Raw genomic sequence first — 24,227 nt, 5'->3', positions numbered from 1 at the left:
GCACCGTCTTCGTCTACGCCCACGACTTCCGGATCTTCGGCGGGGCGCTGGGCGAGGCCCACGCGCAGAAGATCCACAAGATCATGGACCTGGCCGAGGCCGCGGGCGCGCCGCTGGTCTCCCTCAACGACGGGGCCGGCGCCCGCATCCAGGAGGGCGTGACCGCCCTGGCCGGCTACGGCGGCATCTTCCGCCGCAACACCAGGGCTTCCGGGGTGATCCCGCAGATCTCGGTGATGCTGGGCCCGTGCGCGGGCGGGGCGGCCTACTCCCCGGCGCTGACCGACTTCGTGTTCATGGTCCGCGACACCTCGCAGATGTTCATCACCGGACCCGACGTGGTCAAGGCGGTCACCGGCGAGGAGATCACCCACAACGGGCTGGGCGGCGCCGACGTCCACGCCGCGACCTCCGGAGTGGCGCACTTCGCCTACGACGACGAGGAGAGCTGTCTGGAGGACGTGCGCCACCTGCTGTCGCTGCTGCCGTCCAACAACCGCGAACTCGCCCCCGTCGAGCCCTCCGACGACCCGGCCGACCGGCTCACCGAGGCCCTGCTCGACCTGGTGCCGACCGAGGCGGGCCGCGCCTACGACGTGCGGGCGGTGATCGAGGAGATCGTCGACGACGGCGACTGCTTCGAGGTGCACCCGGCGTGGGCCCCCAACATCGTCTGCGCGCTGGCCCGGCTGGACGGGCATGTGGTGGGCGTGGTCGCCAACCAGCCCTCCGCCATGGCGGGGGTGCTGGACATCGAGGCCTCCGAGAAGGGCGCGCGGTTCGTGCAGTTCTGCGACGCCTTCAACATCCCGCTGGTCACCCTCGTCGACGTGCCCGGCTTCCTGCCCGGCGTGGACCAGGAGCACGACGGGATCATCCGGCACGGCGCCAAGCTGCTGTACGCGTACTGCAACGCCACCGTGCCGCGGATCTCGCTGGTGCTGCGCAAGGCCTACGGCGGCGCGTACATCGTCATGGACTCGCGCTCGATCGGCGCGGACCTCGCCCTGGCCTGGCCGACCAACGAGATCGCGGTGATGGGCGCCGAGGGAGCGGCGAACGTCGTCTTCCGGCGCGAGATCAACGAGGCCGACGACCCGGAGGCGGTGCGCCGGCAGCGCATCAAGGAGTACCGGGCCGAGCTGATGCACCCCTACTACGCGGCCGAGCGCGGCCTGGTCGACGACGTCATCGACCCCCGCGAGACCCGCTCGGTCCTGGTGCGCTCCCTGGAGATGCTGCGCTCCAAGCACGCCGACCTGCCGTCGCGCAAGCACGGCAACCCGCCGCAGTGAGGAGGAACCCCGTGACCGCACATGCCGACCCTTCCCCGCCGGACACCGGACCGCGGGCCCTCGTGCGGGTCGAGAGGGGGACGCCGACGGACGACGAACTGGCCGCGCTGGTCGTCGCCCTCATGGCCCGCGCCTCCCGCGCGGAGCCGGCGGAGGGGGAGGAGGAGCGCCGCCACCGGGCGCGCTGGCGGCGTCCGGAGCGCGTCACGGGCCACCGCGCTCCGCGCAGCTGGAGGGACGAGACGCACCGCGCCGTCCCGGCCGCGGGAGGCCGCCGATGAGGAGACGCGGCCTCGGGGTCGTCCGTGCCGTCGCGGCGGCGGCGGCCGCGGCCCGGCTGCCGGTCCCGGCCGCCGGACCGGGCGGGGCCCCGCGGGCCCCCGGCGGCCCGGACCACCGGTGCACGGACCACCGGTGCACGGACCACCGGTGCCCGGGCCACCAGTGCACGGACCACCGGTGCACGGCCGGGCCGGGGGAGCTGTGGGCCGAGGTGGAGTCGCTGCGGCGCCGGGTCCGCGAGCTCGGCGACCGGATGGAGATCCAGGCGCTGATCGACCGCTACGTCACGCTCCTGGACACCCAGGACGAGGACGGGTTCGACGAGTCCTGGCCCGCCACGGTCTTCACCGACGACGTGCGGCTGCGCTTCCCCATCGGGAGCCACCGGGGCCTGGAGGGCGTGGCCGGTTTCCACCACCGGGCCAAGGCGAGGTTCGACCGGACCCTGCACACCGCGTCCAACTACGCGGTCCGGCTCGACGGCGACCGGGCCCGGGTACGGCTCCACATGACCGCGACCCATGTGCACGGGGACAAGCCGACGGGGCCGTTCTTCGGCATCGGCGGACCCTGCGGCGGGCTGGCGGTGCGCACGGAGCGGGGCTGGCGCCTCGCGGAGTGGGAGTACGACCTGACCTGGGCGTCGGGACCCGGCCCGAACGGCACCCCGCTGGTGTGGCGGGGGACCCACTACACCCCGTCCTGACACCCCGTCCGGGCGCCCCGTCCTGACACCCCGTCCGGGCGCCCCGTCCCGGCACCCGGCCGGGTACCCCGTTCCGGCGCTCCCTTCCGGGGGTGCCGGAGCTGGGCGCCCGGACCGGGGCCGTCCCTTCCGCGTGCTCCGAGGAGGACTGATCACATGCCCGATTCACCGGACACCGGTGTTCCGGATGTCCGCGAGACCGTTCTCGACGCCGCGGGCGTCCCGCTGTCGGCCCTGGTCGCCGAACCGGCGGAGCGACCGCCCAGGGCCGTGCTGGTCGCCTTCCACGGGGGCGGGATGAGCGCCGGCTACTTCGACAGCCGGGCCCGTCCCGGGCTCTCGCTGCTGGAACTGGGCGCCCGGCTGGGGTACACGGTGCTGGCGGTGGACCGCCCCGGCTACGGCCTGTCCGCCCCCCACCTGCCCGAGGGGCAGCGTGTGGCGGACCAGGCGGAGACCGTGCACACCGCGCTGGCCGGGTACGCGGCCGCCCACGACACCGGCGCGGGCTTCTTCGTGGTCGCCCACTCCAACGGCGGCAAACTGGCGCTGGCGCTGGCGGCCCGCTCCGCCGGCGGTGACGGGCCGATCGGCCTGGACGTCTCGGGCCTCGGCTGCAGCCTCGCCGTCGAACCGCACCGGATCCCCGGCCCCGGCGGGCACGGCGACTGGCGCCGCCACTGGGGGGCGCTGCGGCTGTACCCGCCGGACGCGTTCCGCCTGGGCGGCGGGCTGGTCAGGCCGGTGCCCGCGCTGGAGGCCCGGGAAGGACCGCTGTGGCCGCGGATGTACCCGCGGATCGCGTCACGTGTCACGGTGCCCGTCCGCTTCACCTTCGCCGAGCAGGAGCAGTGGTGGCGCTGCGACGAGGAGGCTCTGGCAGCGCTCAGGGCCCCGCTGACCGCCGCCCCGAGGGTGCGCGTCGACTTCCAGCCCGACGCGGGGCACAACATCGGCCTCGGCTGGGCGGCCCGCACCTACCACCTGCGGGTCCTGGGCTTCCTGGAGGAGTGCCTCCTCGCCCGGGACGCCGCCCCCGCCGGCCGGCCCCGGCCCGCGACCGCCCGCGGCACGGGACCCGGCACGGGACCCGGCACAGGTCACGGCACGGAATCCGGCACGGGACCCGGCACGGAGAAGAGTCCGTCCACAGGAGAGGAAGAACGGGATGTCCCTGAGCGTCGAGGAGGCGGGCCGGACCGCGCAGAGGCCCCGGCCGCCCGGCTCACGCGGTGAGGCGGCCCGCCGCGGCGGTCTCGCGGAGGCGGACGCGGTCGGGCCGGACCGCACGGCGGCCGGCGCCCGGGCCCGGGAGGGGTGCGGCTGCCGGGAGGCCGAGGCGCAGCGGCCCGCGCTGCTGGCGGGGGAGGAGGGGGAGTATCCCGACCCCCATGTCTTCCGCGGCCTCGACTGAGCGGCCTCCCCCCACGTCCGGCCCGCCGTCGCGCCGCCCGCCCTCACCGCCCGCCCTCACCGCCCGCCGTAGAGGCGGAGGAACGTCTCCACGCCGGAGGAGATGAGCGCCTCCGCCTCCTGCCGGGGCAGGGGGCGGGCGCCGTGGAAGGACCGCTCGTACACCTCCATGGTGACGAGTTGGACGAAGTGGGTCGCGGCGAGCCCGGGGTCGGGCGCGTGGATCCGGCCGGCGGCCGTCCACGCGGCGAAGTGCTCGCCGAGCCGGGCCCGGGTGTACTGCGGCCCCTGTGAGCGCCAGTCGGCGAGGACCTCGTCCGGCAGCCGGGAGGCCTCGGTGAAGATGATGCGGACGAGGGCGAAGTGCTCCCCGAAGCCCTCCCGGGGCGTGGTGAGGTCGTGTCCCAGGCCCTCGAGCGCGGCACGGACGTCGTCGGGGTCGGTGAGGTGGCGGTCGACGAGCGCCCGCTGGTACTCGGCCACCGCGCGGGTGCTCTCCCCCAGCACGGCGAGGAAGAGCCGCTCCTTGTCCTGGTGGTGGTTGTAGATGGTGCGCTTGGACACCCCGGCCTCCGCCGCGATGGCGTCGACGCTGGCGCCGGTGTAGCCCTCACGGCCGAAGACGGTGCGCGCCGCGGCGTCGATGGCGGCTCTCTTGGCCGGGCGTCCGGTACGGGTGACCGTGTCCGACGGCATGGCCGGCTCCTCTCGCTGATGGCCCGGTTCACATTTTGCTATGCACGGTGTAGTTTACTTTTTGTGGACGGGGCGGCGGAGGAACGAGTCCCCCGCTGTTCCGCCGTGCCCCGTCCATCATGGCGAGTCGCCGTGCTCTGAACCGGATGGGGGCGTGGAAAGGAACCACGGCATGTTCGGCAAACTGACGGTCACCAAGATCTTCTGCGAGGACCTGGACGCCATGGTCGCGTTCTACCGCGACCGGCTCGGTCTGGCCGTGCGCGAGGAGTACCCCGGCACGGCCGTCGTCCTCGACACCGGTCACGGAGGCGAGCTGATCCTGGCCAGGGGGGACCGGCCCGCCGAGGGGGACCGGCCCATCAGCATCGCCTTCACCGAGGTGGACATCCCCGCGGCGCGGGAGGCGCTGGCGGACCTCGGCGCCACCGGCATCGTCCCGCACAAGACGGGCCGGCGCTTCGAGGTCCGCGACCCGGAGGGCAACAACGTCATCTTCGTCGACGCCTGACCGGCCGCGCCGGGCCGCCGTCCCCTCCTCCTCCCCGGAGCGGGCGGCGGCCCGGCGTGCCTCAGTCGGTGAGCGCCAGCTCCACGTCCGGTATCACCGGAGCGTCCAAGGCGGCCGGAGCGTCCGGGGCCGCCGCGTCCCGGCCGGAGCCGAGCAGCGCGGGCAGCACCTCGGCGCACAGCTCCATGTGCCGGACCACGATGTCGTCCGGCATCCCGGCGATGCTCGCGAAGAGGATGACGTGCTCCACCGGGAGCCCCCGGGCGAGGTCCCCGATGTGCCGCGCCGCCTGCTCCGGTGTGAGCACCCGGTGCAGCTCCCGCAGCTCGTCCTCGTCCCGGTCGGGGTCGAGCAGCTCCGGCTCCGGCTCGTCGCGGCCCTCCGCCCAGCCCAGCCGGTAGCTGTTGCGCTGGTGGACGATGTGCGGCACCAGGCGCGGCCACACCGCCTCGGGGTCGTCGGCCAGGGTGAGGAACAGTACGCCGCCCGCACGGGCGGCGTTCACGTCGTGACCGCCCTCGGCCAGTCCCGCGCGGTAGTGCTCGAACATGGGCCGGGACAGGTTCAGGTACCCCATCCCCGCGCGTCCGGCCATCCGGGCTCCCCTGGGGCCGTAGAAACCGCCCCACACGGGCACCGGACTCTGCAGCGGTCCCGGGGTGACGGCGCGCTCCTCCCACAGCCGGCGCACCTCCCCGACGGCCTGCCCGGCGCGGGAGACGCGGCGCTCGTAGGGGACGCCGAAGAGCTGGAACTCCGGCTTCCGGTAGCCGGCGCCGACGCCGAGCTCCAGCCGGCCCCCGCTGATGAGGTCGACCAGCGCCGCCTCCTCCGCCAGATGGGCGGGTTCGCGCAGCGCGGGGAGGACGACCGAGGTGCCGATGCGGGCGTGCCGGGTGCGGGCGGCGGCCGCGGCGGCCATGGTCAGGGGCTGCGGCAGATAGCCGTCCTCGAAGCGGTGGTGCTCGGTGAACCACAGACCGCCGATGCCGCGCCGGTCGGCCTCCTCGCAGAACTCCAGGGTGCGCGCGTAGTGGTCCGCCCACGGGCGTTCCCACCGCACGGGGTTGCGCATGTCGAAAAGCAGGCCGATCTTCATGCCGACTCCGTCTCAGGATTTCGGAAGAGCGAGAGAAGCGAGAGAAGCAAAACGAAGACACCCAGGACCGGTGGTCCTGGGTGTCTTCTGTGCCCGCGGGGGCGCCGGGGCCGTTCTCCGCGGCTCCCCGGCGCCCCCGCGGAGATTCAGTTGCTGGTGAACTCCACCACGTTGCCCTCGGGGTCCTTCATGTGGAACTCGTAGCCGTCCGGGTGCCTGGTGATCTCACCGGGGCCCAGGTCGCCCAGCGCCGCGTGCGCCGCCTCGATGTCGGTGTGGGTGAAGGCGTAGGTGACGGCGGGCTTCTCCGCCTGCTGGAGGATGAGGCGGGTCCCGGCCTCGGTGACCAGCACCTGCTCGCCCTCCTTCTCGGCGAGGGTCTTCATACCGACGCGGTCCCTGTAGAACTCCGTCATGGCCTTGAGGTCACGGCAGTAGATGACCGTCAGGGAATTGTTCGCGTACATGGTGGACTCCCTTGTGGGAAGTGGAAGTGGAATTCCCCGTCGCGAATACGGTAGGGGGCGGAATCTGAATTCTTCGTCCGGGCGGCGTCAAATCTTCGCAGGTACCGGACGGACGCCGGGCAGACACCGGGCGGGCGCTGCACGGGCCGCCCGGATCACCCCTCGTAGGGGCGCTCGGCGCGGCCGCTCCGGAGGGTGGTGCCCCACCAGTCGAGCTGCTCCAGCATCCGCTTGGCCGCGGAGGCGGCCGCCTCCTGGTCCTTGGGCAGACCGTCCTCGCCGAAGACGTCCCAGGCGTTGTGGAAGCTCAGGGCGTCCCGGACGGTGACCGTGTGCATCTCGGCGAACACCTGGCGGAGCTGCTCGGCGGCCCGGACGCCGCCGGCCTGCCCGCCGTAGGAGATCAGTCCGGCCGGCTTGGCCTGCCACTCCTCACGGAACCAGTCGATCGCGTTCTTCAGCGACGCGGGGAAGCTGTGGTTGTACTCGGGGGTGACCACCACGAAGGCGTCGGCGGCGGCCAGGCGCCGCGACAGCTCCTGCTCGTGGGGGGCGGCGGCCGGGTCGGTCTCCTCGCCCCAGCCGGGCATCACCAGGGGGAGCGGCACGTCGGCGAGGTCGATCACGTCCACCTCGTACCGGCCGTGGGCCCGGGCCTCCTCGGCGAACCAGTTCGCCACCGTCGGCCCGAAGCGGCCCCGGCGGACGCTGCCGATGATCACGGCGAGGCGCAGCGGCATGTCGGTCATCACGGTCTCCTCGGTCGGTTGGCTCTCGCGATGACCCAACGTTCCAACTTGAACCTAAGGTGAAGTCAAGTCAGTCTGGTGTGTATGACGTCCCTCTCCTGGAAGACGCAGGAACTGACCGTCGGTGAGCTGTCCGCGCGCAGCGGCGTGTCCGGCTCGGCGCTGCGCTTCTACGAGCGCAACGGCCTCATCCACAGCCGCCGCACCACCGGAAACCAGCGCCGCTTCAGCAGGGACACCCTGCGCCGCGTCGCGTTCATCCGGGCGTCCCAGCGGGTCGGGATCCCGCTGGAGCGCATCCGCGAGGTGCTCGGGATACTCCCGCAGAACCGCACGCCCGACCGCGAGGACTGGGCGCGGGTGTCGGAGTGCTGGCGCAAGGACCTCAACGAGAGGATCCTCCAGCTGGAGGAGATCCGCGACGACCTCGACGACTGCATAGGGTGCGGCTGCCTGTCCATGGAACGCTGCGGCCTGGTCAACCCGATGGACATCGCCGGCGAGGAGGGGCCGGGGCCCCGGCGGCGCCTCAACCACTGATCGACCGCTGAACGGGTCCGGGCCCGCGCCCCGGAAGGCGCGGGCCCGGGTGTGCGGGCGCGGGCGTGCGGGCGCGGGCGCTCAGGCCGCCCGGAGCGCCGCGGCGAAGGCCTCCTCGGACTGCTCCCCCGTCAGGGTGGGCCCGCCCTCGAACTCGAAGACCGGGACCGCGCGCACGCCCAGCGCGCGCACGCTCTCCAGCTCCTGCCGCAGTTCGGCCTCGCCCCCTTCGGACACGGTCACCCCGGCCTCCTCGGCCAGCCGGGCGAGGACCCCGGGGTCGCCGAGGTACAGCCCGTCGGTGAAGTGGGCCCTGAACAGCCGCTCGACCATCTCCTCCGCCCGCCCCTGGGCCGCCGCCTGGGCGATCAGCCGGTGCGCGTGGAAGGTGTTGGCCCCCACGGCCCGCTCGTAGCGCAGGTCCAGGCCCTCCCGCGCGGCGGCCTGGGCGATCCGCCGCGCGCTCTCCAGCGCGCCCGGTCCGAACGCCTCCCGCAGGGCGTCGAGCAGCGGCTCGGGCTCGTCGGGGGCGTCGGGGGCGAGCTGGAAGGGCCGGAACTCCAGCTCCGCCGTGCCGCCGCCCTCACGGTGCCGCCGCAGCACCCGGGCCAGCCGGGTGTACGCGATGTAGGAGTGGGCGCAGACGACGTCGAGAACCATGGTGATCTTCATCGGTCCACCTCTCTGTTGGCTGCCATCATCGTCAAAGGGGCCGACATCACCGGCTGGTTCACGCCACTTCCGGCCGCCCGGACGGCCTCCAGCAGTTCGGCCTCCCGCAGGCACTCCGGCCCGGCCACCACCTCGCCCGCGCGCACCGCGGCGGCGAAGGCGTCGAGGGTGCGGACGACCTGGTCCTCGGGCGGCAGCCGCGGCTCCTCGCGCTCCGTGCCCCGCTCCACGAGCACGGCGGGAGCCTGGTCGGGGCCGGGGGTGAAGGCCCGGTCGACACGGATACGGCCGCGCGAGCCGACCAGTTCGTAGCAGGAGCGGTAGCCGTGGTCCAGGCCGAACAGCAGCTGCGCGGTGACCCCGCCGGGCGTGCGCAGCAGCGCGGCGCCGGAGACGTCCACACCGTGGCGCGGATGCGTCTCCAGGTGCGCGCCGAGCACCGACAGCTCGTGGCCGAGGAAGTGCAGCGCGGCCCGCACGGGGTAGACGCCGGTGTCCCACAGGGCGCCGCCGCCCAGCTCCGGGCTGTGGCGGATGTCGCCCTCGGGCCGGGCCGGCACCGTGAACTCGGCTCGGAAGGAACGCAGTTCGCCGATGGCGCCGCCGCGGACCAGCTCGCCGACCGCCCGGTGCTGGCCGTGGTGGACGAACATGACGTTCTCCATCAGCGCCAGCCCCCGGGCGCGGGCCAGGGAGAGGAGCGCGGCCGTGCGGTCCCGCCCGGTGGTCAGCGGCTTCTCCGCCAGCACGTGCTTGCCCGCCCGCAGCGCGGCCTCGACCCAGCGGGCGTGCAGTGCGGCCGGGAGCGGCACGTACACGGCGTCGATCTCCGGGTCGGCCAGCAGTTCCAGGTATCCCGTCGCCCGGCAGCCGTAGGGCCGCGCGGTCTCCTCGGCGCGCCGGGGGTCCCGGGCCGCGACGGCGGCCGGCCGGACGTGGGGGGAGGCCGCCATGGCGGGGAGCATCCGGCGCCGGGCGATGTCCGCGCAGCCCAGCACGCCGATCCGGACCGGTTCCGTCACAGCTCCACCGCCCCCGTGTTGACGCAGGCGAGCAGCGTGCGCGCCTGGACGTTGACGTAGTGGCCGTGCCGCACCAGGGCGTTGAGCTGGTCGACGCTGACCCAGCGGTAGCCGGGCGGCGGCGCCGTGCCGGCCCCGTGCCCGGCCCCGGCTCCGCCCTCGTCCCCGCCCCCGTCCTCGTCCTCGTCCGACACCACCAGGTAGCGGGACTCGGCGTTGAGGAACCGGCCGCCCTCCTCGGAGTGGACCGCCTCGTACAGGACGCTCTCCGGCCGGGCTTGCAGCACCCGGTCCAGAAAGGCCGGCCGGTCGGCCCCGGCGAGGTGCGCGTAGTTGTCCGGCGTGTACTGGACGGTCGGGCCGAGCTCGACGGTGTCCAGGAAGCCGCCCTCGACGCGCGCGTGGACCAGCACGTGCGGCACGCCACCGATCCTGCGGGTGAGGAACGCGGTCACCCCCAGCCCGACCGGCTCGAACAGCGGCTGGGTCCACCCGGTGACCTCGCGGTTCCCGGCCTCCACGGAGACGGCCACCACCTCGAAGTACCGCCCGGCCTCGTGGCGGATCGCCCACTCGTCCCGCCGCCACCCGGTCACCCGGTCCAGCGGGACGCGCTCGGCCCGCACCTCGTGCCGGGACCGCTCGGCGGTGAACCAGGACAGCAGTTCGGTGTCCGAGTGCAGCGCCCCCCGCCCGTCGCGCCCGGCCGGGGCGCAGGCCAGGACGGTGCGGGCATCCATGTTGACCACGTTGTCCCGGCGCAGCAGCTCGCCGATCTGCCCCAGGGTCAGCCAGCAGAAGTCCGGATCCACCGGTACGTCGCCGGCGGCCTCCACCAGCATGTTCCGGTTGGACTTGCGGAAGAACCAGGAGCCGTGCTCGGACTGGAGCACGTCGGCGAGCACCCGCCCGCGGCCCGGCGAGACGAAGTGGTCGATGTACTTGACCGGCGAACCCCGGTGCACCCCGGTGTAGTTGGAGCGGGTCGCCTGCACGGTCGGGGAGAGCTGGAGCAGGTTCCTGTTGCCCGGCTCCATCTTCGCCTGCATCAGGAAGTGCAGGACGCCGTCGAACTCCTTGGCGACGATGCCCAGGATGCCCACCTCGGGCTGCTTGATGATGGGCTGCCGCCACTGGCGCACCGGCCCCTCGTCCACCTCGGCGTGCAGCCCCTCGACGGTGAAGAACCGACCGCTGTCGTGGACCAGGTTTCCGGTCCCCTCCTCGAAGGACCAGCCCCGCAGCCGGTCGAAGGGGATGCGCTCGACGGAGAAGCGGTGCGCCTCGGCCCGCCGGGCGAGCCAGCCGGCGAACTCGTCGGTGCGCATCTGGGCCCCGGCGCCGCGCTCGGCGGCGGAGCGGGCCAGGCGAGCGGGCAGCGCGGTGTCCTCCCGCGGCCGCAGCGGGACCGTGGTCGTCACCGGTTCCTCCCCACGAACTCCTTCACCGAGGAGACGACGTAGTCGATCATCTCGTCGGTCAGCCCCGGGTAGACGCCGATCCAGAAGGTCTGCTCGGTGATCAGATCGCTGTTGGTCAGATCGCCCACGACCCGGTGCGGTCGGTCGACGTACGCCGGCTGGCGGGTCAGGTTGCCCGCGAACAGCCTGCGGGTGCCGATCTTCCGGCTCTCCAGGAAGTCCACCAGCGCGGCCCGGCTGAACGGGGCCCGGGGGTCGACGGTGATCACGAATCCGAACCAGCTCGGCTCGCTGCGGGGCGTGGCCTCGGGCAGCAGCAGGTGCGGGACCCCGTCCAGACCCTCGCGCAGCCGCCGCCAGTTGCGCCGCCGCGCCTCGATGAAGCCGTCGAGTTTGTCGAGCTGGGTCAGGCCCAGGGCGGCCTGGAGGTCGGTCGCCTTCAGGTTGTAGCCGACGTGGGAGAAGATGTACTTGTGGTCGTAGCCCTTGGGGAGCTTGCCCATCTGGTACTCGAACCGCTTGAAGCAGGTGTTGTTCTTCCCCGGCTCGCACCAGCAGTCCCGGCCCCAGTCGCGCAGCGACTCCACGACGCGGGCCACCTTCAGGTCCGAGGTCAGCACGATGCCGCCCTCGCCCATCGTCAGGTGGTGGGCGGGGTAGAAGCTCACCGTGGAGAGGTCGCCGAAGGTGCCGGTCAGCCTGCCGTCGTAGGTCGAGCCCACCGCGTCGCAGTTGTCCTCGACGAAGAACAGACCGTGCTCACGCGCCAGTTCGGCGATCTCGGCGACCTCGAAGGGGTTGCCGAGGGCGTGCGCGATCATGATCGCCCTGGTCTTCGGACCGATGGCCCGGGCGACGCGCTCGGCGGTGGTGTTGTAGATCCCCATCTCCACGTCGACGAAGACCGGGATCAGGCCGTTCTGCACGATCGGGTTCACCGTCGTCGGGAAGCCCGCCGCCACCGTGATCACCTCGTCGCCGGGCTTCAGCCGGCGGTCCCCCAGCACATGGGAGGTCAGGGCGGTCAGGGCCAGCAGGTTGGCCGAGGAGCCCGAGTTCGTCAGATGGGCCTTGCGCCGTCCCAGCAGCCGGGCGAAGCGGGACTCGAACATGCGGCACCGCCGTCCAGCGGCGATGCTCATGTCCAGCGCGGCCTCCACCAGCGCCGCCCGGTCGTCGGCGTCCAGCACCGCCCCCGAGGGCCATATCTCGGTGACACCGGGCACGAAGCCGCGGTCGCCCTGGACCTCCAGGTGGTACTTGCGGGTCTCGTCCAGGACCAGAGCCCTGTGCTCACTCATGTTCGGCTCACTTCTCCCTCGTCAAGGCGTGCCCCGTGGAGCGCTCGTCGCCGCCGTGCTTGGCGGCCTTCCACCAGCCGGGGTTGGAGCGGTACCACTCGACGGTCTCCGCCAGCCCCCTTTCGAACTCGATCCGCGGCGCGTAGCCCAGCTCCTCGCGGATCTTGGTCTCGTCCAGCGAGTAGCGCAGGTCGTGGCCCTTGCGGTCGGCGACCCGGCGGACCATGGACCAGTCGGCGTCGCACAGCCGCAGCAGCCGCTCGGTGACGGAGCGGTTGGTCTGCTCGTTGCCGCCGCCGACGTTGTAGACCTCGCCGGCGCGCCCCCGGGTGAGGACGAGCTGGACGGCGCGGCAGTGGTCGTCCACGTGCAGCCACTCCCGCACGTTGCGCCCGTCCCCGTAGAGCGGCAGGGGCTCGCCCTCCAGCAGGTTCGTCACGAACAGCGGGATGAGCTTCTCCGGGTGCTGGTACGGCCCGTAGTTGTTCGAGCAGCGGGTGATGGACAGGTCCAGTCCGTGGGTGCGCCAGTAGGCGCGCGCGACCAGGTCGGAGCCGGCCTTGGACGCGGCGTAGGGCGAGTTGGGGGCCAGCGGCCACTCCTCCGTCCACGAACCCCGCTCGATGGAGCCGTAGACCTCGTCGGTGGAGACGTGCACCACCCGCTGAACGCCCGCCTCCAGACAGGCGTGCAGCAGGTTCTGGGTGCCGCCCACGTTGGTGCGCACGAACTCGGCGGCCGACTCCAGCGACCGGTCGACGTGGGACTCGGCGGCGAAGTGCACCACCGCGTCGTGGCCGGGCAGCAGCTCCCGCAGCAGCACCGGGTCGCACACGTCGCCCCGTACGAACTCCAGCCGCGGGTGGCGGGCGGGCAGGTTGTCCCGCCGCCCGGCGTAGGTCAGTTTGTCCACAACGGTGACCCGGGCCCCCTCGTACCCGGCGTAGCCGCCGTCCAGGAGGGTGCGGACGTAGTGCGAGCCGATGAAGCCCGCTCCGCCGGTGACCAGGATCCTCATGCCGCCACCTCGATCCGGGTGTGGTCCCCGATGACGAGCCGGTGCCGCGCCGAGGCGCCCACGCTGGCGTTGCGGCCGATGAGCGAGCCGTGCAGCCCGGGCAGATCGGCGATCGACGCGCCGTCGAGCACGATGGAGTCGGTCAGCCGGGTGTTGCGCAGCACGCAGTCCCGGCCGATGGACGTGCCGGGGCCGAGGTCGCTGCCCTCCACGACCGAGCCCGCGCCGACGATCGCCGGGCCCGTGATCCGGGACCGCACGATCCGGGCGCCGGCCTCGATCACCACCGGGCCGGTGACCTCGCTGTGCGCGTCGACCTCGCCGGCGGCGTACGGCCGCAGCGTCTCCAGCAGACGGCGGTTGCACTCCAGCACGTCCTCGACGCGCCCGGTGTCCTTCCAGTAGCCGCCGTACACGCTTGCCCGCACGTCGCGGCCCTCGGCCACGAGCAGCTGGATGGCGTCGGTGATCTCCAGCTCGCCGCGCGCGCTGGGCTCGATCGCGGCGACCGCGCGGTGGATGGCCGGGGTGAAGAAGTACACCCCGATCAGCGCCAGGTCGCTGCGCGGCCGGGACGGCTTCTCGACCAGGCGCTCGACCCGGCCGTCGGCGTCCAGCTCGGCCACCCCGAACGCCCGCGGATCGGACACCTTGTGCACCACCACCTGCGCGTCGGGCCGCCGCGCGGTGAACTCCTCGGCGATCGGGGCGATCCCCTCGGGCAGCATGTTGTCGCCCAGGTACATCACGAAGTCCTCGTCGCCGAGGAAGGGTCTGGCCAGCGCCACGCAGTGCGCCAGCCCCAGCGGCCTCTCCTGCGGGATGTAGGTGACGCGCACCCCCATGGACGAGCCGTCGCCGATCACCTCGGAGATCTGGGCGGCCCGGTCGCCGACGACGATGCCGACCTCGGTGACGCCCAGCGCGCGGATGTTGTCCAGGACATGTGCCAGGACCGGCTTGTTCGCTATCGGTATGAGCTGTTTGGGCATGGAGTAGCTGAACGGGCGCAGACGGGTGCCCGACCCGCCCGACAGCACCAGGGCCTTCATGGCAGTTCTCTCCTCACAGCGGTACGCGGCGGGGGCCGTCCTCCTGTCGGCGGGCCAGCAGCCCGGCCGACAGCGCCTGTGCCACGGAGGGCGCCTCGGCGTCCTTGTCCGACAGCAGGGGCGGTTCCGTGAACCCCCAGGGCAGCGCGAGATCAGGATCCAGTGGGTTGATGTCTATCTGCGTGCCGGGCACATAGGTGCTGGACAGCACGTAGCAGATGCAGGTGTCGTCGGTCAGTGCCAGGAAGCCGTGGCCGACGCCCTCGGGCACGTAGACCGCCCGGCCCGAAGCGGCGTCCAGCTCCCGCACGGAGTACCGGCCGAACGTGGGGGAGCCCACCCGAAGGTCGACCACGATGTCGCGCAGCGCTCCCCGTACGCAGGTGACGTACTTGGACTGGCCGGGAGGGCGGGCCACACCGTGGATACCGCGCAGGGTGTTGCGGCGCGAGGTGGAGTAGTTGATCTGCCGGGGCGTGAACGGGTGCCCCAGGACCTCCTCCAGGAGGTCGGTGCGCAGTCCCTCGTAGAAGTTGCCGCGCCGGTCGTGGAGCTGCTCGGGCGTGACGACGTACGACCCGGGGACGGCGGTCTCCTCGACGCGCACGGCTACTCCCCGCCGGCCGGCTCCGCCGACCGGTTCTCCACGGCCTTGCGCAGCTCGTCGGCCACCGTCCGCACGTCCGTGTCGTCGAGTCCCTGGTGCAGCGGCAGCAGCAGCGTGGTCTCGGCGGCCTCCTCGGCGCCGGGCAGCCGGAGGTGGCCCGCCCCGTAGGCGGGCACCCTGTGCAGCGGCGGGTAGCGGAAGGTCGTGTAGATCCCCCGGTCCAGCAGGTCGGCGGCGACCCGGTCGCGGACGGCCGGGTCGAGCCGCACCCAGTAGAAGTAGTAGGAGCCGGTGTGCCCCTCGGGCAGCGGCGGGGGCAGGCGCACGCCCGCGGCGTCGGACAGCAGCCGGTCGTAGGTCTCGGCGACCTCGCGCCGCCGGGCGATGTTCTCCGGCAGCCGCCCGAGCTGGACGCTGCCGATGGCCGCGGTGACGTCGTTGCCGATGATCCGCCGGCCGAAGTTCCGCACGTTCAGCTCCCACCAGCGGTGGGACACCTTCGCCGCGGAGAAGCCGCTGGACTGCTCCAGACCGTGGTACGCCAGGGTGCGGGCCCGGCGCGCGAGTTCCGGGTCGCGGGCGTAGAAGGCGCCGCCGTCCCCGGTGACCAGCACCTTCATGGAGTCGAAGCTCCACACGGCCAGGTCGCCGAAGGTGCCGCAGGCGGTCCCGTCGGCACGGGAGGCCACGGCGCAGGCGGCGTCCTCCACGAGCTTGACCCCGCGTGCGCGGCAGAGCTCCGCGATGGCGGCGATGTCGCCCGGGTACCCGCCGTAGTGCAGCACCAGCACCGCCTTGGTGCGGGCGGTCAGCGCGCTCTCGACCTGGGCGGCGGTCGGGTTGAGGGTGCGCGGGTCCACGTCGCAGAAGACGGGGCGCGCCCCGGTGGCGGCGACGGCGTTGGCGGCGGCGACGAAGCTGACCGAGGGCATGACCACGTCGTCACCGGGGCCGAGCTCCAGCAGCTCGGTGGCGAGGAAGAGCCCGGCGGTGCACGAGTTGATGAAGACGACCTGCTCGGGGTCCGCCCCGATGTGCGCGGCGAACTCCGACTCGAAGGCCTTGGTGCGCGGCCCGTGCCCGAGCCAGTTGCTCTCGAACACCTCCGCGACGGCCGCTAGTTCCTTCTCGCCCAGACTGGGCTGGAATACGTTGATCATGCCTCTCCTCGAGGGGTGGGCCCCGCCCTCCGGGCGAGGCGCTCGGTGGTGCGGCGGACCGGTACGGCGCGGACCGCGCCGCGGCGCCGCGGGAACGCGTGCGGGACACGGCCGGGAACCACGAACGGGAAGACGAACGGGAAGACGAACGGGGGACGAGCCGAAGCAGGGGCGGAAACACGAGCGGGGCCGCGGCCAGTGGCCGCGGCCCCGCGGGGACCGGAGAGGTCCGCCGGTCAGCGCACCTCGAAGATCTCGTACTGCCCCTTCTTGAGGAACATCACGCCGTCATCGGCGTCCTTGAACCAGTTGATCACCACGTGCGGTCCCGGCTCCAGCGGCAGCTCCACCACCTGGGAGCGGCCGGGGGAGAGCGGGAGGGCGCCCGGGCCGTTGCCGAGCGGCCCCGGATCGTCCGGGAACCGGCCGTGGTCGCCGAACTGGTCGAACCAGGCCACCAGGTCCTCCTCGGTGACCCCTTCCTCCAGCGGGAAGACCACGGCCTCCGCGAGCTGCCGGGCGGGCATGTGGTTGCGGAACAGGACCGGCCGGCCGGCCCGCACGGTGCCCGACACGGTGAAGCGGGGCTCGCCGCCGTCCATCGTGGCGGTCAGCGTCGCCGAGGCGCTCGGGACGCGTCCCGAGAACGCCCCGGAGACCACGAGCCTGCGCACCCGCGGTTCGGGGGAGTTGACGTGGTGGTAGTCGAAGAGGAAGTAGGTCCCCGGCCGGAGGATCTGGGTGAAGGACGCCGGCAGGTCGGGGTAGACCACCGTGCCGCCGAGCAGCGTTCCGGCCTCCTCCAGTTCCCTGCTGCCACTGATGATGGCCTCGGGGTCCGTCGAGATGACCTTGCCGATCGCGGCCCGGAGCTCCTCCCACGGGACTCCCTCGTGGGGGCGGGCCAGGCCGACCCAGCCGGTGAAGTCCTGCGTCGTCGTCGTGCGGAAGGTGGTCGGGCCCGGGGTCGCGGTGCTCGGCGCGGACATGCCGTCCGCGGTGGAGTGGATCTCCAGGACGCGGCTGTCCAGGGTGCCGTGCTGCGCCCCGGCCCGGGCCGGGACGGGCAGCCGCTCCGGGGCCGCCGCCGCGGGAGCCGTCTGGGATACGGCCAGCAGGACACCGCCGAGCACACCGGCCCAGACGCGGCGCAGTAAGCGTTTGTGCACCGGATGCCTCCTCGAATGGGTTCTTGAACGGGTCTTGGACGGGCTTGAGCGGGTCTTGGACGGGTCTTGGACGTGCTTGGGCAGGCCCGGACGGGCCTGGACGGCTCCTGCGGGTGGCCCGCGGGCGGCTCAGCGCGCGGCCAGCTTCTCCAGCTGCGGGACGAACTCCGAAGGCGGCGGCAGCTCGGCGAGCTCCCGGGCGAGCGCCCCCGCCCGCTCCCGGTAGGAGGGCTCGGAGAGCAGCTCGCGGCACGCGGTGGCGACGGCCTCGTCCGTGGCGTCGTCGGGCGCCAGCGAGATCGCCGCCCCGTAGTCGGCCAGCCGCCGCACCGGGGGCAGGAAGGCGAGGGTCTCGGAGACGACGAGCTGGGGGACGCCCGCGCTCATGGCCGTCATGGTGGTGGCGCCCCCGGCGTGGTGGACCACCAGGTCGCAGGTGGGGACCACGACGTCCAGCGGCAGCCAGCCGGTGCGGACGCCGGGGAGCACCCGGCGCAGTTCGGACGCCAGCTCCTCCGGGGCGGGGATGACGATCTCCACGTCCAGCGGGGCGATCCGCTCGGCCAGTCCCCGCAGGAACTCCAGGCTCCGCTCGCGGCTCGCCCGGCTGCCGGCCGTCAGGCACACCCTGGGGCGTTCGGGCCGGGAGTACATCCACGGCTCGGCCTTCCGCTGCAGGTTGCCCGGGGTCCAGCGCATGAGCTGCGCGTCGGGGAAGGCGTCGGGCGGGGTGAGGCTCGGCGGGTAGATCTCGATGCGCAGGTCCGGCTCCGGTATCCGGTCCAGTCCCAGCTCGCGCAGTTCGGGCTCCAGGACCGGCAGCGCCCCCTCGTCCGTCCACCGCCAGTCGCCCGAGTCCCAGGCGACCCGTACGTACGGCACCCCCAGACGGGCGGCGATCAGCGGCGCCGCGTAGCACATCGTGCCGCCGACCACGATGTCCGGCCGCCACTGCCCGGTGAACGCGCGGAGCGTGGCGTAGCCCTCGGCCCCCAGGTGGGCGAACCAGCCCCCGGTGAAGCGCATCTCCTCCTCGAAGCCCTTGACGAACGTCCGGGGGTCGCCGTTCCGGTCGGTCCACACGTAGTGCCAGATGTCGTGCTCGGCCATGGAGACCGCGGGGATCCCGTTGCCCGACACCGAGGGCATCATCGGTTCGTTCGCGGCCATGAAGACCTCGTGTCCGCCGCTGCGCAGCGCGTTCGCCAGCGGCACCAGTCCGAAGACGATCGCGGGACTCCCGGCGCCGATGAACAGTGCTCTCACTATCTCCTCCAGGTCTCGCGGTGGTCGGCGGCGCCGCGGCGGGCTGCTACGCCTCCTTGGTGGTTCCGGCGGCCGGCACCGCGGGGTCCTTCGGGGTGTCCTGCTCCCCGGCGGTCTCGCCGGGGTCGTTCAGCCTGACGACCAGGAGGACGACCAGCAGGACCAGCGCGATGCCGGCGGCGGCCAGGTATCCGGTCCTGACCGATGTGGTGTCGACCAGCGGCCCCAGCAGCAGGGGCGAGACGAACTGGCCGGCGAAGCTGGCGGTGCCCGACAGCGCGGTCGCCTGACCGCGCAGGTCCGGCGGGGCCGAGTCCCCGATGAGCACGGTCACGGCGGGCATCTGCAGTCCCATGCCCAGGCCGAACAGGCCCATGGCGACCGCGATCAGCACGGGCGATCCGGTGGTGGACATGATCGCGAAGGCGGTCACCCACAGCAGTGCGACGAGCTGGAGCAGCCTGCGGTAGCCCAGGCCCGCCCGGGCCTTGGCGTAGGCGAGGCCGACCAGGGTCATGGCGACGGAGTTGGCCATGCTGACGAGGGCCACGATGAACGGCGCCCGGACACCGACCTCGCCCAGCCGGATCGGGGCGAACACGGCCAGGCTGTACAGCAGCAGGGACGCCACGATCAGCATGGCGTAGTACCCCAGGATCGCGGGACGGCGGCGCAGCAGCGGCAGGATGCCGCCGCCCTTCTCGTCCCGGTCGGTCCCGGCCGCGGCGGCGCGCGGCAGCACCAGCAGCGTGGCCAGGCCGAGCGGGATGCCGAGGGTGTAGATGGCGAAGGGGGTGTGCCAGGAGAACTCGCCGAGGGCGCCGGCCAGGAGCGGCCAGGCGACGCCGCCCAGGCTGATGGCGGTGGACCGCCAGCCCATCACCTTGTCGCGCGCCGTTCCCCGGTAGTAGGCGAGCAGGGCGACCGTCGTGCCGGTGAAGACCGCCGCGGCCCCCAGGCCGAAGACGAACCGGCTGGCGATCAGCGCGGCGTAGGACTCGGTGACCATTCCGGCGCCGCCCGCCACGCCGTACAGGACGAGCCCTCCGGCCAGCGGGACGCGCACTCCCCAGCGGTCGATCAGCCATCCCGCGAGGGGGCTGGCCAGGGCGGTGGCGAGACCGTGGGTGGTGATGATGAGACCCGCGGCGGTACCGCCCACGCCGAGATCGCTGCGTATGACCTCCAGCACGGGCGCGACGACGGCACCGGCCATGATGGTGAGGGTCGACGCGAGCAGCAGTATGACCAGTGGGGCCGGGCGGCCTACGCTCCGGCCTTCCTCGGGAGGGGTCATCGAAGGGCTCCATTCGGTGAGCGGTGGGTACGCCGATACAGACCCTCCAACTTGAACGTAACTTCAAGTCAACCCGGGAACGTGCCGTGGTGCCGGAGGGGCGAACGAGTCGGGGGAGACCCACGCCCGGCGGCCGGGGGGCGGTGCCCGGCCCGGAGGGGAGGGGGCCCGGGCGGCTCCGCGCCGCCCGGCCGCCGGGCGGCCGGCGTCAGCCGGTGCGGGGGTCGGCCGGTGCGGCGGGTCAGCCGGTGTAGGGGGTCCTGGCGCGTGCCTCGCGCAGCGTCCGTCCCCACCACAGGAGCTGGTCGAGGAGGGCCTTGGCCGCGGGCTCGCTGCCCTCGGGGCTGACCGGCCTGCCGTCCTGCTCGAACTTGTCCCAGGCGTTGTGGAAGCTGAGCATGTCGCGCACCGTGAGCGCGTGGACCTCGGCGAAGATCTGCCGCAGGTGCTCGGCGGCGCGCAGGCCGCCGCCCATGCCGCCGTAGGAGACCAGGCCCACCGGCTTGGCCTTCCACTCGTCCAGGTACCAGTCGATGGTGTTCTTCAGGACGGGGGAGGTGGTGTGGTTGTACTCGGGCGTCACGACCACGAACGCGTCCGCGGCCTCGAGCCGCACGCGGAGGCTCTCGTAGACCTCCTTCGTCCCGGCGTCCGGCTCCTCGCCGAAGGGCGGCATGACCAGCGGCAGCGGGTGGTCCACGAGGTCGATCAGATCGACGCTCACGCCACCGTGCTTCTCGGCCTGGCCCGCGAACCATCGGGCCACGGTCGGCCCGAACCGTCCACCGCGCACGCTCCCGATGATGACGGCCAGCTTGACGGCATCTTCCGACATATTCCACTCCGGGTTTCTGGCAGGGCAGGCTGCCTCGATGTGGCGCTCCGTTGCGCAACCGCCGAAAAGGAGGTTGCGAGCACAGCAGTAATTCTCTTCGGAGGCGATCGGATTCAACAAGAAATCTGACGAAGAATTGCAGTTCGGATGTGCGGGCCGCGGCGGCGGCCGGGTGTTTTCGCCGGTCGGCCGTTTCCGGGGCGGAAGGGCGGAAGGGTGGACGGGCGGACGGGCGAGGGCGCGGTGCTCCCGCGCCGGCCTGCACGAAGAGCGGAAGGCGCCCCTCCGGAAAACGGCGGCGCGGGATCGGCGGGGTTTTCCGGAGGGGCGGACCATGCGGTGTCCGAACGGCCGGGGTACAGAGCAAGGGAACCTAGTGGACAGGTTCTTCGGGTGGGTCGTGCCGCGTCAAGGGTATTCGCAGGGGACGACCGCAAACCTGTGTCAGGAAAATTAGATTCATCAAATCCGTGTCAATCGACGTCAGATTCTCTCAAATTCTCCGCGAGATTCCCCGGGGGCGGCCGGGGCCGACCGGGGTCGACCGGGGCCGGCCGGAGGCCGGGGTCCGCCGGAGGCGGGGGTCGCCGGGAGCGGAGGCCGGGTGGCCGGAAATGCACGGTTCACAGAAGAAACTGCACCGTGTAGTTTACTTGGCGTGGGCGGGGCCGCCGAGGCCCGCTCCCCGGGGCCGCCGTGCCCCGCCCACGCCTTCGGGCCGTCCGCGGCCCGCCTCCCCGTGACCGACCGACCAAGGGACCGGTGTCATGTCGCATCCGCTCACCCCCGCACGTCCCTCCGACACGGGACTGCGCGGGAGGCTCCCCCGCTACGCCCTCTACCTGGTGGGCTGCGTGGTCTTCGCCTCCGGCGCCACGCTGTTCATCCACTCGGGACTGGGCGTCGACCCCCTCGACGTCCTCTCCCTGGGGATCCTGGAACACGTGCCGCTGACCATCGGGCTGGCCCAGGCGATGATCGCCGCGGTCTGCGTCGCCCTGTGGTCGGTGTGGAACCGCCGCCGCCCGGTGGTGATGCCGTTCGTGACGTTCCTGCTCTGCGGCAGCCTCATCGACCTGATGCGGCTCGCCGACCCGCAGTGGATCCGGCCGGTGCCCGCGCTGGCCCTGGCGGTGCTGCTGTGCGCCTACGGGTCGGGCCTGATCATCATGAGCGGCACCGGGATACGCGCCATGGACCTCATCGTCATCTCGCTCCACCAGCGCATGGGAGTGCCGTTCTGGGCGGCGAAGGCCGGGGTCGAGGCGGTACTGCTCACCCTGGGCTGGCTGCTGGGCGGTCCGGTCGGCGTGGGGACCCTGGCCTTCCTGGTCTTCGTCGACGGACTGATCCAGCCCTTCATGGCCTTCAACGCGCGGGTCCTGAAGCTGACCAACCACGGTCTGGCCGCTCCCGCGGCCGGATCGTCCCGCTCCCTGCGGCCGGTCCTGGGCAGCGCCCGCTGAGCGCACGCCCCCGCGCCCCGGGCCCCGCGCGGGGCCCGGGGCGCGTGCGGGGCCCGGAACGGCGGTCAGGCGACGTCCATGCCGCCGTCGAGGGTGATGATCTGGCCCGTCACCAGGGAACTGGAGGGCTCGGCGAGGCGGGTGATCCAGGGGGTGACGTCGTCGGTCTCGCCGACGCGGCCCAGCGGCACCTGGTGCTTCACGCCCTCGAACAGGCCCTCCACCTGCTCCGGGCCCAGCCCGTTGGCCGCATACGCCTCGGTGCGGACGAAGCCCGGGGCGACCGCGTTGACACGGATGCCCTTCGGCGCCAGCTCGGCCGCCCAGCTGCGGGTGAGGCTGTGGACGCCCGCCTTGCTCGCGGCGTAGACCGAGGATCCCGGGGAGGCGTTGTGGCCCGCGCGGCTGGAGACCAGCACGATGCCGCCCCCGGGGGAGCGCAGCATCGGCAGCAGCTTCCCGGTGAGCAGCAGCGGTCCGACCAGATTGATGTCCACGACCTCGCGGACGGCCTGGGCGGACAGGGCCTCCAGCGGGCTGAAGCGGAAGACGCCCGCGTTGTGCACCAGGACGTCCACCGTTCCCCCGAGTTCGGTGACGGCGGCGGCCACGGCCTCGGCCCCCGTCTCCTCGCGGACGTCGGCGGTCACCGTGACGACGGCGGGGTGCAGGGCGGCGACCTCCGCCAGGCGCTCGGCGCGGCGGCCGGTGACGACCACGTGCTTCGCGCCGAGGTCGGCGAAGGCCAGGGCGGCGGACCGGCCGATGCCGGTCCCGCCTCCGGTGACGACGACGGTCTGATCGGCGAAGGGCTTGTCCGACATGCGTGCTCCCTGTCTGGGCCGGATGGGTGGACACCCGGTTGGACACCCGGTTGGACGGGCCGGTTGGACGGCCGGCCGGGTGGACGGGCCGGGTGCGGTCGGCGGCCAGTACAGCCCGGGCCGCTGCACCGCCGGTCGAGCCCGGCCGGAGGGCGGGGAGCGCACGGCCGGACGGCCTGCCGGCCGGGCGCCGCACCCTCAGGGGGCCTCGAAGCGGATGTCGCGGGCGCCCGCGTCGTCGGCGGCCGCGGCGAGCAGGCGCTCGGCCTCCCCGGCGAGCGCCTCGCGGTCCGCGGCCTTCAGCGCGGCGAAGGGTTCGAGGACCAGCGTGGCCGCCTTCTTCCTCCGGTCGATCCGCCAGGTCCCGGCCACGAAACCGTCCACCAGGAAGGTGGACTTCACCAGGCCGTTGCGGGTGATGATCAGCCGGCGCTGCTCGTCGGTGAGGATCCGGGTGCGGTCGGCGTGGGAGAGCAGGACGTTGTCGAACTCCGGCAGCAGGCGGACGGGCGCCGGGGCGTCGGGGCCGGGGCGCGGGGCGTTCGGGAGGTCGAAGAGCTCCCGGCCCTTCTCGTCGCGGAAGACGGCCAGTTCGGGGCGGAGGTCCTTGAACACCGCGGCCATCCGGGTCATGCCGGACCAGGTCTGCATGTCCGCGGCCGTGGCCGGGCCGAACGCCGCCAGATAGCGCCGCACCACCTGACGCGCCGAGTCGTCGGCGGACAGCGGCTCGCCCAGCCAGGCCTCGGCGGTGGTGTGCGCGGCCTGCCCGCTCTCGCCCCACAGGCCGCGCGGCGGCACCTGCACCAGCGGCTCCAGGGCGCGTACGACGTTGGCCAGGGCGAAGGCGTCCCGGTCCGGCCACCGCTCGGCCAGCCGCTTGCCCAGCTCGCCCAGGGTCAGGGGCTCGGACTCGACCAGACGCCGGCCCTCGGCGGCCACCTCGGCGAGGTCCAGTCCGGTCAACTGGCGCCCGAAGGAGCTGCTCAGACCGCGCGTCAGGGAGGTGTGCAGCACCGGGCGCAGGGCCAGGCAGTCGCGGGCGGTGACCAGGTGGATCGTGCCGCGCATCAGCACCAGGCGCACCGCCTGACGCTTCCTCACCAGATCGGCCAGATCGTCGAGGCGGAAGCCGGCGATACGGGTCCACAGGCCCAGATAGGGCGGGTTGGGGGCCTGGGCCTGCATGCCGACCAGGTGCTCCAGGACGTCGGAGGCGGAGGCGGCGGTGCGCTCCAGCAGCCACTGCCGTGCCAGCAGTGCCCGGTTGAGCGCCCGCCGGTCCAGCACGCTCGGCGTTCCGGTCGTCATAGGGGTCCTCTCCTGTGGTGCGGCTTCGGTGGTGCGGCTTCGGTGGTA

At 73.0% G+C, this 24,227-nt stretch carries 26 protein-coding genes; 8 read left to right on the top strand and 18 right to left on the bottom strand.

Annotated elements, in window-relative coordinates:
* The 5 genes from CUT83_RS27650 to CUT83_RS27625 form a co-directional block, all read left to right on the top strand.
* The coding region (locus CUT83_RS27650; RefSeq protein ID WP_241524832.1) for an acyl-CoA carboxylase subunit beta at window positions 1-1,295 on the top strand (1,295 nt) is incomplete at its 5' end.
* A gap of 11 nt (window positions 1,296-1,306) precedes the next feature.
* The gene (locus CUT83_RS27645) at window positions 1,307-1,576 is read left to right on the top strand and encodes an acyl-CoA carboxylase subunit epsilon (protein ID WP_158239062.1); all 270 of its coding nucleotides are present in this window, start codon (window positions 1,307-1,309) and stop codon (window positions 1,574-1,576) included.
* A complete protein-coding gene (locus CUT83_RS30175; protein ID WP_158239061.1) occupies window positions 1,573-2,283 on the top strand; it encodes a nuclear transport factor 2 family protein in 711 nt (236 codons plus the stop codon). The genes CUT83_RS27645 and CUT83_RS30175 overlap by 4 nt, the downstream gene beginning before the upstream one ends.
* A gap of 156 nt (window positions 2,284-2,439) precedes the next feature.
* Window positions 2,440-3,519, top strand: a complete 1,080-nt coding sequence (locus tag CUT83_RS27630; protein WP_101258540.1) for an alpha/beta fold hydrolase — start codon at window positions 2,440-2,442, stop codon at window positions 3,517-3,519.
* On the top strand, window positions 3,452-3,697 hold the full coding sequence (locus CUT83_RS27625; RefSeq protein ID WP_101258539.1) for a hypothetical protein: 246 nt from the start codon (window positions 3,452-3,454) through the stop codon (window positions 3,695-3,697). Before CUT83_RS27630 ends, CUT83_RS27625 begins: the two co-directional genes overlap by 68 nt.
* 56 nt (window positions 3,698-3,753) lie before the next feature.
* On the opposite strand, the gene CUT83_RS27620 is transcribed toward CUT83_RS27625, so the two are convergent.
* Window positions 3,754-4,392 carry a TetR/AcrR family transcriptional regulator gene (locus CUT83_RS27620; protein ID WP_101258538.1) on the bottom strand — a complete coding sequence of 213 codons (639 nt, stop codon included), beginning with the start codon at window positions 4,390-4,392 and terminating at the stop codon, window positions 3,754-3,756.
* Between the two features lie 172 nt (window positions 4,393-4,564).
* On the opposite strand from CUT83_RS27620, the gene CUT83_RS27615 reads away from it, so the two are divergent.
* Entirely contained in the window at window positions 4,565-4,903 is a 339-nt protein-coding gene (locus CUT83_RS27615; protein ID WP_158239060.1) for a VOC family protein, read from the top strand.
* Window positions 4,904-4,964: 61 nt separating this feature from the next.
* Here CUT83_RS27615 and CUT83_RS27610 read toward each other — a convergent pair whose 3' ends face one another.
* The 3 genes from CUT83_RS27610 to CUT83_RS27600 all read right to left on the bottom strand — a co-directional run bounded on the left by CUT83_RS27610 (window position 4,965) and on the right by CUT83_RS27600 (window position 7,218).
* Window positions 4,965-6,002 carry an LLM class flavin-dependent oxidoreductase gene (locus CUT83_RS27610; protein WP_101258536.1) on the bottom strand — a complete coding sequence of 346 codons (1,038 nt, stop codon included), beginning with the start codon at window positions 6,000-6,002 and terminating at the stop codon, window positions 4,965-4,967.
* Between the two features lie 146 nt (window positions 6,003-6,148).
* Complete coding sequence (locus tag CUT83_RS27605) at window positions 6,149-6,469, bottom strand: VOC family protein (protein WP_093852318.1); 321 nt, start codon at window positions 6,467-6,469, stop codon at window positions 6,149-6,151.
* 155 nt (window positions 6,470-6,624) lie between these two features.
* A complete protein-coding gene (locus CUT83_RS27600; protein ID WP_093852317.1) occupies window positions 6,625-7,218 on the bottom strand; it encodes an NADPH-dependent FMN reductase in 594 nt (197 codons plus the stop codon).
* 84 nt (window positions 7,219-7,302) lie between these two features.
* Between CUT83_RS27600 and soxR the strand changes: the two genes are divergently transcribed.
* On the top strand, window positions 7,303-7,758 hold the full coding sequence (gene soxR, locus CUT83_RS27595; protein WP_093852316.1) for a redox-sensitive transcriptional activator SoxR: 456 nt from the start codon (window positions 7,303-7,305) through the stop codon (window positions 7,756-7,758).
* 81 nt (window positions 7,759-7,839) lie between these two features.
* Here soxR and CUT83_RS27590 read toward each other — a convergent pair whose 3' ends face one another.
* The 12 genes from CUT83_RS27590 to CUT83_RS27535 all read right to left on the bottom strand — a co-directional run bounded on the left by CUT83_RS27590 (window position 7,840) and on the right by CUT83_RS27535 (window position 20,578).
* Entirely contained in the window at window positions 7,840-8,430 is a 591-nt protein-coding gene (locus CUT83_RS27590; RefSeq protein ID WP_101258535.1) for a DsbA family oxidoreductase, read from the bottom strand.
* Entirely contained in the window at window positions 8,427-9,452 is a 1,026-nt protein-coding gene (locus CUT83_RS27585) for a Gfo/Idh/MocA family protein (RefSeq protein WP_101258534.1), read from the bottom strand. The genes CUT83_RS27590 and CUT83_RS27585 overlap by 4 nt, the downstream gene beginning before the upstream one ends.
* The gene (locus tag CUT83_RS27580) at window positions 9,449-10,873 is read right to left on the bottom strand and encodes an NDP-hexose 2,3-dehydratase family protein (RefSeq protein ID WP_240957958.1); all 1,425 of its coding nucleotides are present in this window, start codon (window positions 10,871-10,873) and stop codon (window positions 9,449-9,451) included. Before CUT83_RS27580 ends, CUT83_RS27585 begins: the two co-directional genes overlap by 4 nt.
* The gene (rfbH, locus tag CUT83_RS27575) at window positions 10,870-12,174 is read right to left on the bottom strand and encodes a lipopolysaccharide biosynthesis protein RfbH (RefSeq protein WP_101258533.1); all 1,305 of its coding nucleotides are present in this window, start codon (window positions 12,172-12,174) and stop codon (window positions 10,870-10,872) included. The genes CUT83_RS27580 and rfbH overlap by 4 nt, the downstream gene beginning before the upstream one ends.
* 7 nt (window positions 12,175-12,181) lie before the next feature.
* Entirely contained in the window at window positions 12,182-13,192 is a 1,011-nt protein-coding gene (gene rfbB, locus CUT83_RS27570; RefSeq protein WP_101258532.1) for a dTDP-glucose 4,6-dehydratase, read from the bottom strand.
* The gene (locus tag CUT83_RS27565; protein WP_101258531.1) at window positions 13,189-14,244 is read right to left on the bottom strand and encodes a glucose-1-phosphate thymidylyltransferase; all 1,056 of its coding nucleotides are present in this window, start codon (window positions 14,242-14,244) and stop codon (window positions 13,189-13,191) included. The genes rfbB and CUT83_RS27565 overlap by 4 nt, the downstream gene beginning before the upstream one ends.
* Window positions 14,245-14,257: 13 nt before the next feature.
* Window positions 14,258-14,851, bottom strand: coding sequence for a dTDP-4-dehydrorhamnose 3,5-epimerase family protein (locus CUT83_RS27560; RefSeq protein WP_101258530.1), 594 nt, complete (start codon window positions 14,849-14,851; stop codon window positions 14,258-14,260).
* Window positions 14,852-14,853: 2 nt separating this feature from the next.
* Window positions 14,854-16,011, bottom strand: a complete 1,158-nt coding sequence (locus tag CUT83_RS27555) for a DegT/DnrJ/EryC1/StrS family aminotransferase (protein ID WP_101258529.1) — start codon at window positions 16,009-16,011, stop codon at window positions 14,854-14,856.
* Window positions 16,012-16,247: 236 nt separating this feature from the next.
* Entirely contained in the window at window positions 16,248-17,180 is a 933-nt protein-coding gene (locus tag CUT83_RS27550) for a hypothetical protein (RefSeq protein ID WP_101258528.1), read from the bottom strand.
* Window positions 17,181-17,309: 129 nt separating this feature from the next.
* Entirely contained in the window at window positions 17,310-18,446 is a 1,137-nt protein-coding gene (locus tag CUT83_RS27545; protein WP_101258527.1) for a nucleotide disphospho-sugar-binding domain-containing protein, read from the bottom strand.
* 46 nt (window positions 18,447-18,492) lie between these two features.
* Complete coding sequence (locus CUT83_RS27540; RefSeq protein ID WP_101258526.1) at window positions 18,493-19,743, bottom strand: MFS transporter; 1,251 nt, start codon at window positions 19,741-19,743, stop codon at window positions 18,493-18,495.
* A gap of 241 nt (window positions 19,744-19,984) precedes the next feature.
* Entirely contained in the window at window positions 19,985-20,578 is a 594-nt protein-coding gene (locus tag CUT83_RS27535; RefSeq protein ID WP_101258525.1) for an NADPH-dependent FMN reductase, read from the bottom strand.
* A 767-nt stretch (window positions 20,579-21,345) separates the two neighbouring features.
* Here CUT83_RS27535 and CUT83_RS27530 point away from each other — a divergent pair.
* Window positions 21,346-22,044 carry a YczE/YyaS/YitT family protein gene (locus CUT83_RS27530; protein WP_101258524.1) on the top strand — a complete coding sequence of 233 codons (699 nt, stop codon included), beginning with the start codon at window positions 21,346-21,348 and terminating at the stop codon, window positions 22,042-22,044.
* A gap of 65 nt (window positions 22,045-22,109) precedes the next feature.
* On the opposite strand, the gene CUT83_RS27525 is transcribed toward CUT83_RS27530, so the two are convergent.
* Both CUT83_RS27525 and CUT83_RS27520 read right to left on the bottom strand, forming a co-directional pair.
* A complete protein-coding gene (locus CUT83_RS27525; protein ID WP_101258523.1) occupies window positions 22,110-22,868 on the bottom strand; it encodes an SDR family NAD(P)-dependent oxidoreductase in 759 nt (252 codons plus the stop codon).
* Between the two features lie 198 nt (window positions 22,869-23,066).
* Entirely contained in the window at window positions 23,067-24,179 is a 1,113-nt protein-coding gene (locus tag CUT83_RS27520) for a winged helix DNA-binding domain-containing protein (RefSeq protein ID WP_101258522.1), read from the bottom strand.
* Window positions 24,180-24,227 lie beyond the last annotated feature (48 nt).

This window comes from Streptomyces barkulensis, assembly GCF_002843305.1.
GTDB classification, from domain to species: domain Bacteria; phylum Actinomycetota; class Actinomycetes; order Streptomycetales; family Streptomycetaceae; genus Streptomyces; species Streptomyces barkulensis.
The sequence above is the reverse complement of the archived record's forward strand: the minus strand, read 5'-3'. Positions and strand labels throughout refer to the sequence as shown.

Bases quoted from the DNA above. Each gene is read 5' to 3' on its own strand.
- CUT83_RS27605 (WP_093852318.1), bottom strand. From the start codon at position 6,469: ATGTACGCGAACAATTCCCTGACGGTCATCTACTGCCGTGACCTCAAG.
- CUT83_RS27620 (WP_101258538.1), bottom strand. From the start codon at position 4,392: ATGCCGTCGGACACGGTCACCCGTACCGGACGCCCGGCCAAGAGAGCC.
- CUT83_RS27590 (WP_101258535.1), bottom strand. From the start codon at position 8,430: ATGAAGATCACCATGGTTCTCGACGTCGTCTGCGCCCACTCCTACATC.
- CUT83_RS27630 (WP_101258540.1), top strand. From the start codon at position 2,440: ATGCCCGATTCACCGGACACCGGTGTTCCGGATGTCCGCGAGACCGTT.
- CUT83_RS27615 (WP_158239060.1), top strand. From the start codon at position 4,565: ATGTTCGGCAAACTGACGGTCACCAAGATCTTCTGCGAGGACCTGGAC.
- CUT83_RS27540 (WP_101258526.1), bottom strand. From the start codon at position 19,743: ATGACCCCTCCCGAGGAAGGCCGGAGCGTAGGCCGCCCGGCCCCACTG.
- rfbH (WP_101258533.1), bottom strand. From the start codon at position 12,174: ATGAGTGAGCACAGGGCTCTGGTCCTGGACGAGACCCGCAAGTACCAC.
- CUT83_RS27565 (WP_101258531.1), bottom strand. From the start codon at position 14,244: ATGAAGGCCCTGGTGCTGTCGGGCGGGTCGGGCACCCGTCTGCGCCCG.
- CUT83_RS27535 (WP_101258525.1), bottom strand. From the start codon at position 20,578: ATGTCGGAAGATGCCGTCAAGCTGGCCGTCATCATCGGGAGCGTGCGC.
- soxR (WP_093852316.1), top strand. From the start codon at position 7,303: ATGACGTCCCTCTCCTGGAAGACGCAGGAACTGACCGTCGGTGAGCTG.
- CUT83_RS27525 (WP_101258523.1), bottom strand. From the start codon at position 22,868: ATGTCGGACAAGCCCTTCGCCGATCAGACCGTCGTCGTCACCGGAGGC.
- CUT83_RS27610 (WP_101258536.1), bottom strand. From the start codon at position 6,002: ATGAAGATCGGCCTGCTTTTCGACATGCGCAACCCCGTGCGGTGGGAA.
- rfbB (WP_101258532.1), bottom strand. From the start codon at position 13,192: ATGAGGATCCTGGTCACCGGCGGAGCGGGCTTCATCGGCTCGCACTAC.
- CUT83_RS27530 (WP_101258524.1), top strand. From the start codon at position 21,346: ATGTCGCATCCGCTCACCCCCGCACGTCCCTCCGACACGGGACTGCGC.
- CUT83_RS27625 (WP_101258539.1), top strand. From the start codon at position 3,452: ATGTCCCTGAGCGTCGAGGAGGCGGGCCGGACCGCGCAGAGGCCCCGG.
- CUT83_RS27520 (WP_101258522.1), bottom strand. From the start codon at position 24,179: ATGACGACCGGAACGCCGAGCGTGCTGGACCGGCGGGCGCTCAACCGG.
- CUT83_RS27600 (WP_093852317.1), bottom strand. From the start codon at position 7,218: ATGACCGACATGCCGCTGCGCCTCGCCGTGATCATCGGCAGCGTCCGC.
- CUT83_RS27555 (WP_101258529.1), bottom strand. From the start codon at position 16,011: ATGATCAACGTATTCCAGCCCAGTCTGGGCGAGAAGGAACTAGCGGCC.
- CUT83_RS30175 (WP_158239061.1), top strand. From the start codon at position 1,573: ATGAGGAGACGCGGCCTCGGGGTCGTCCGTGCCGTCGCGGCGGCGGCG.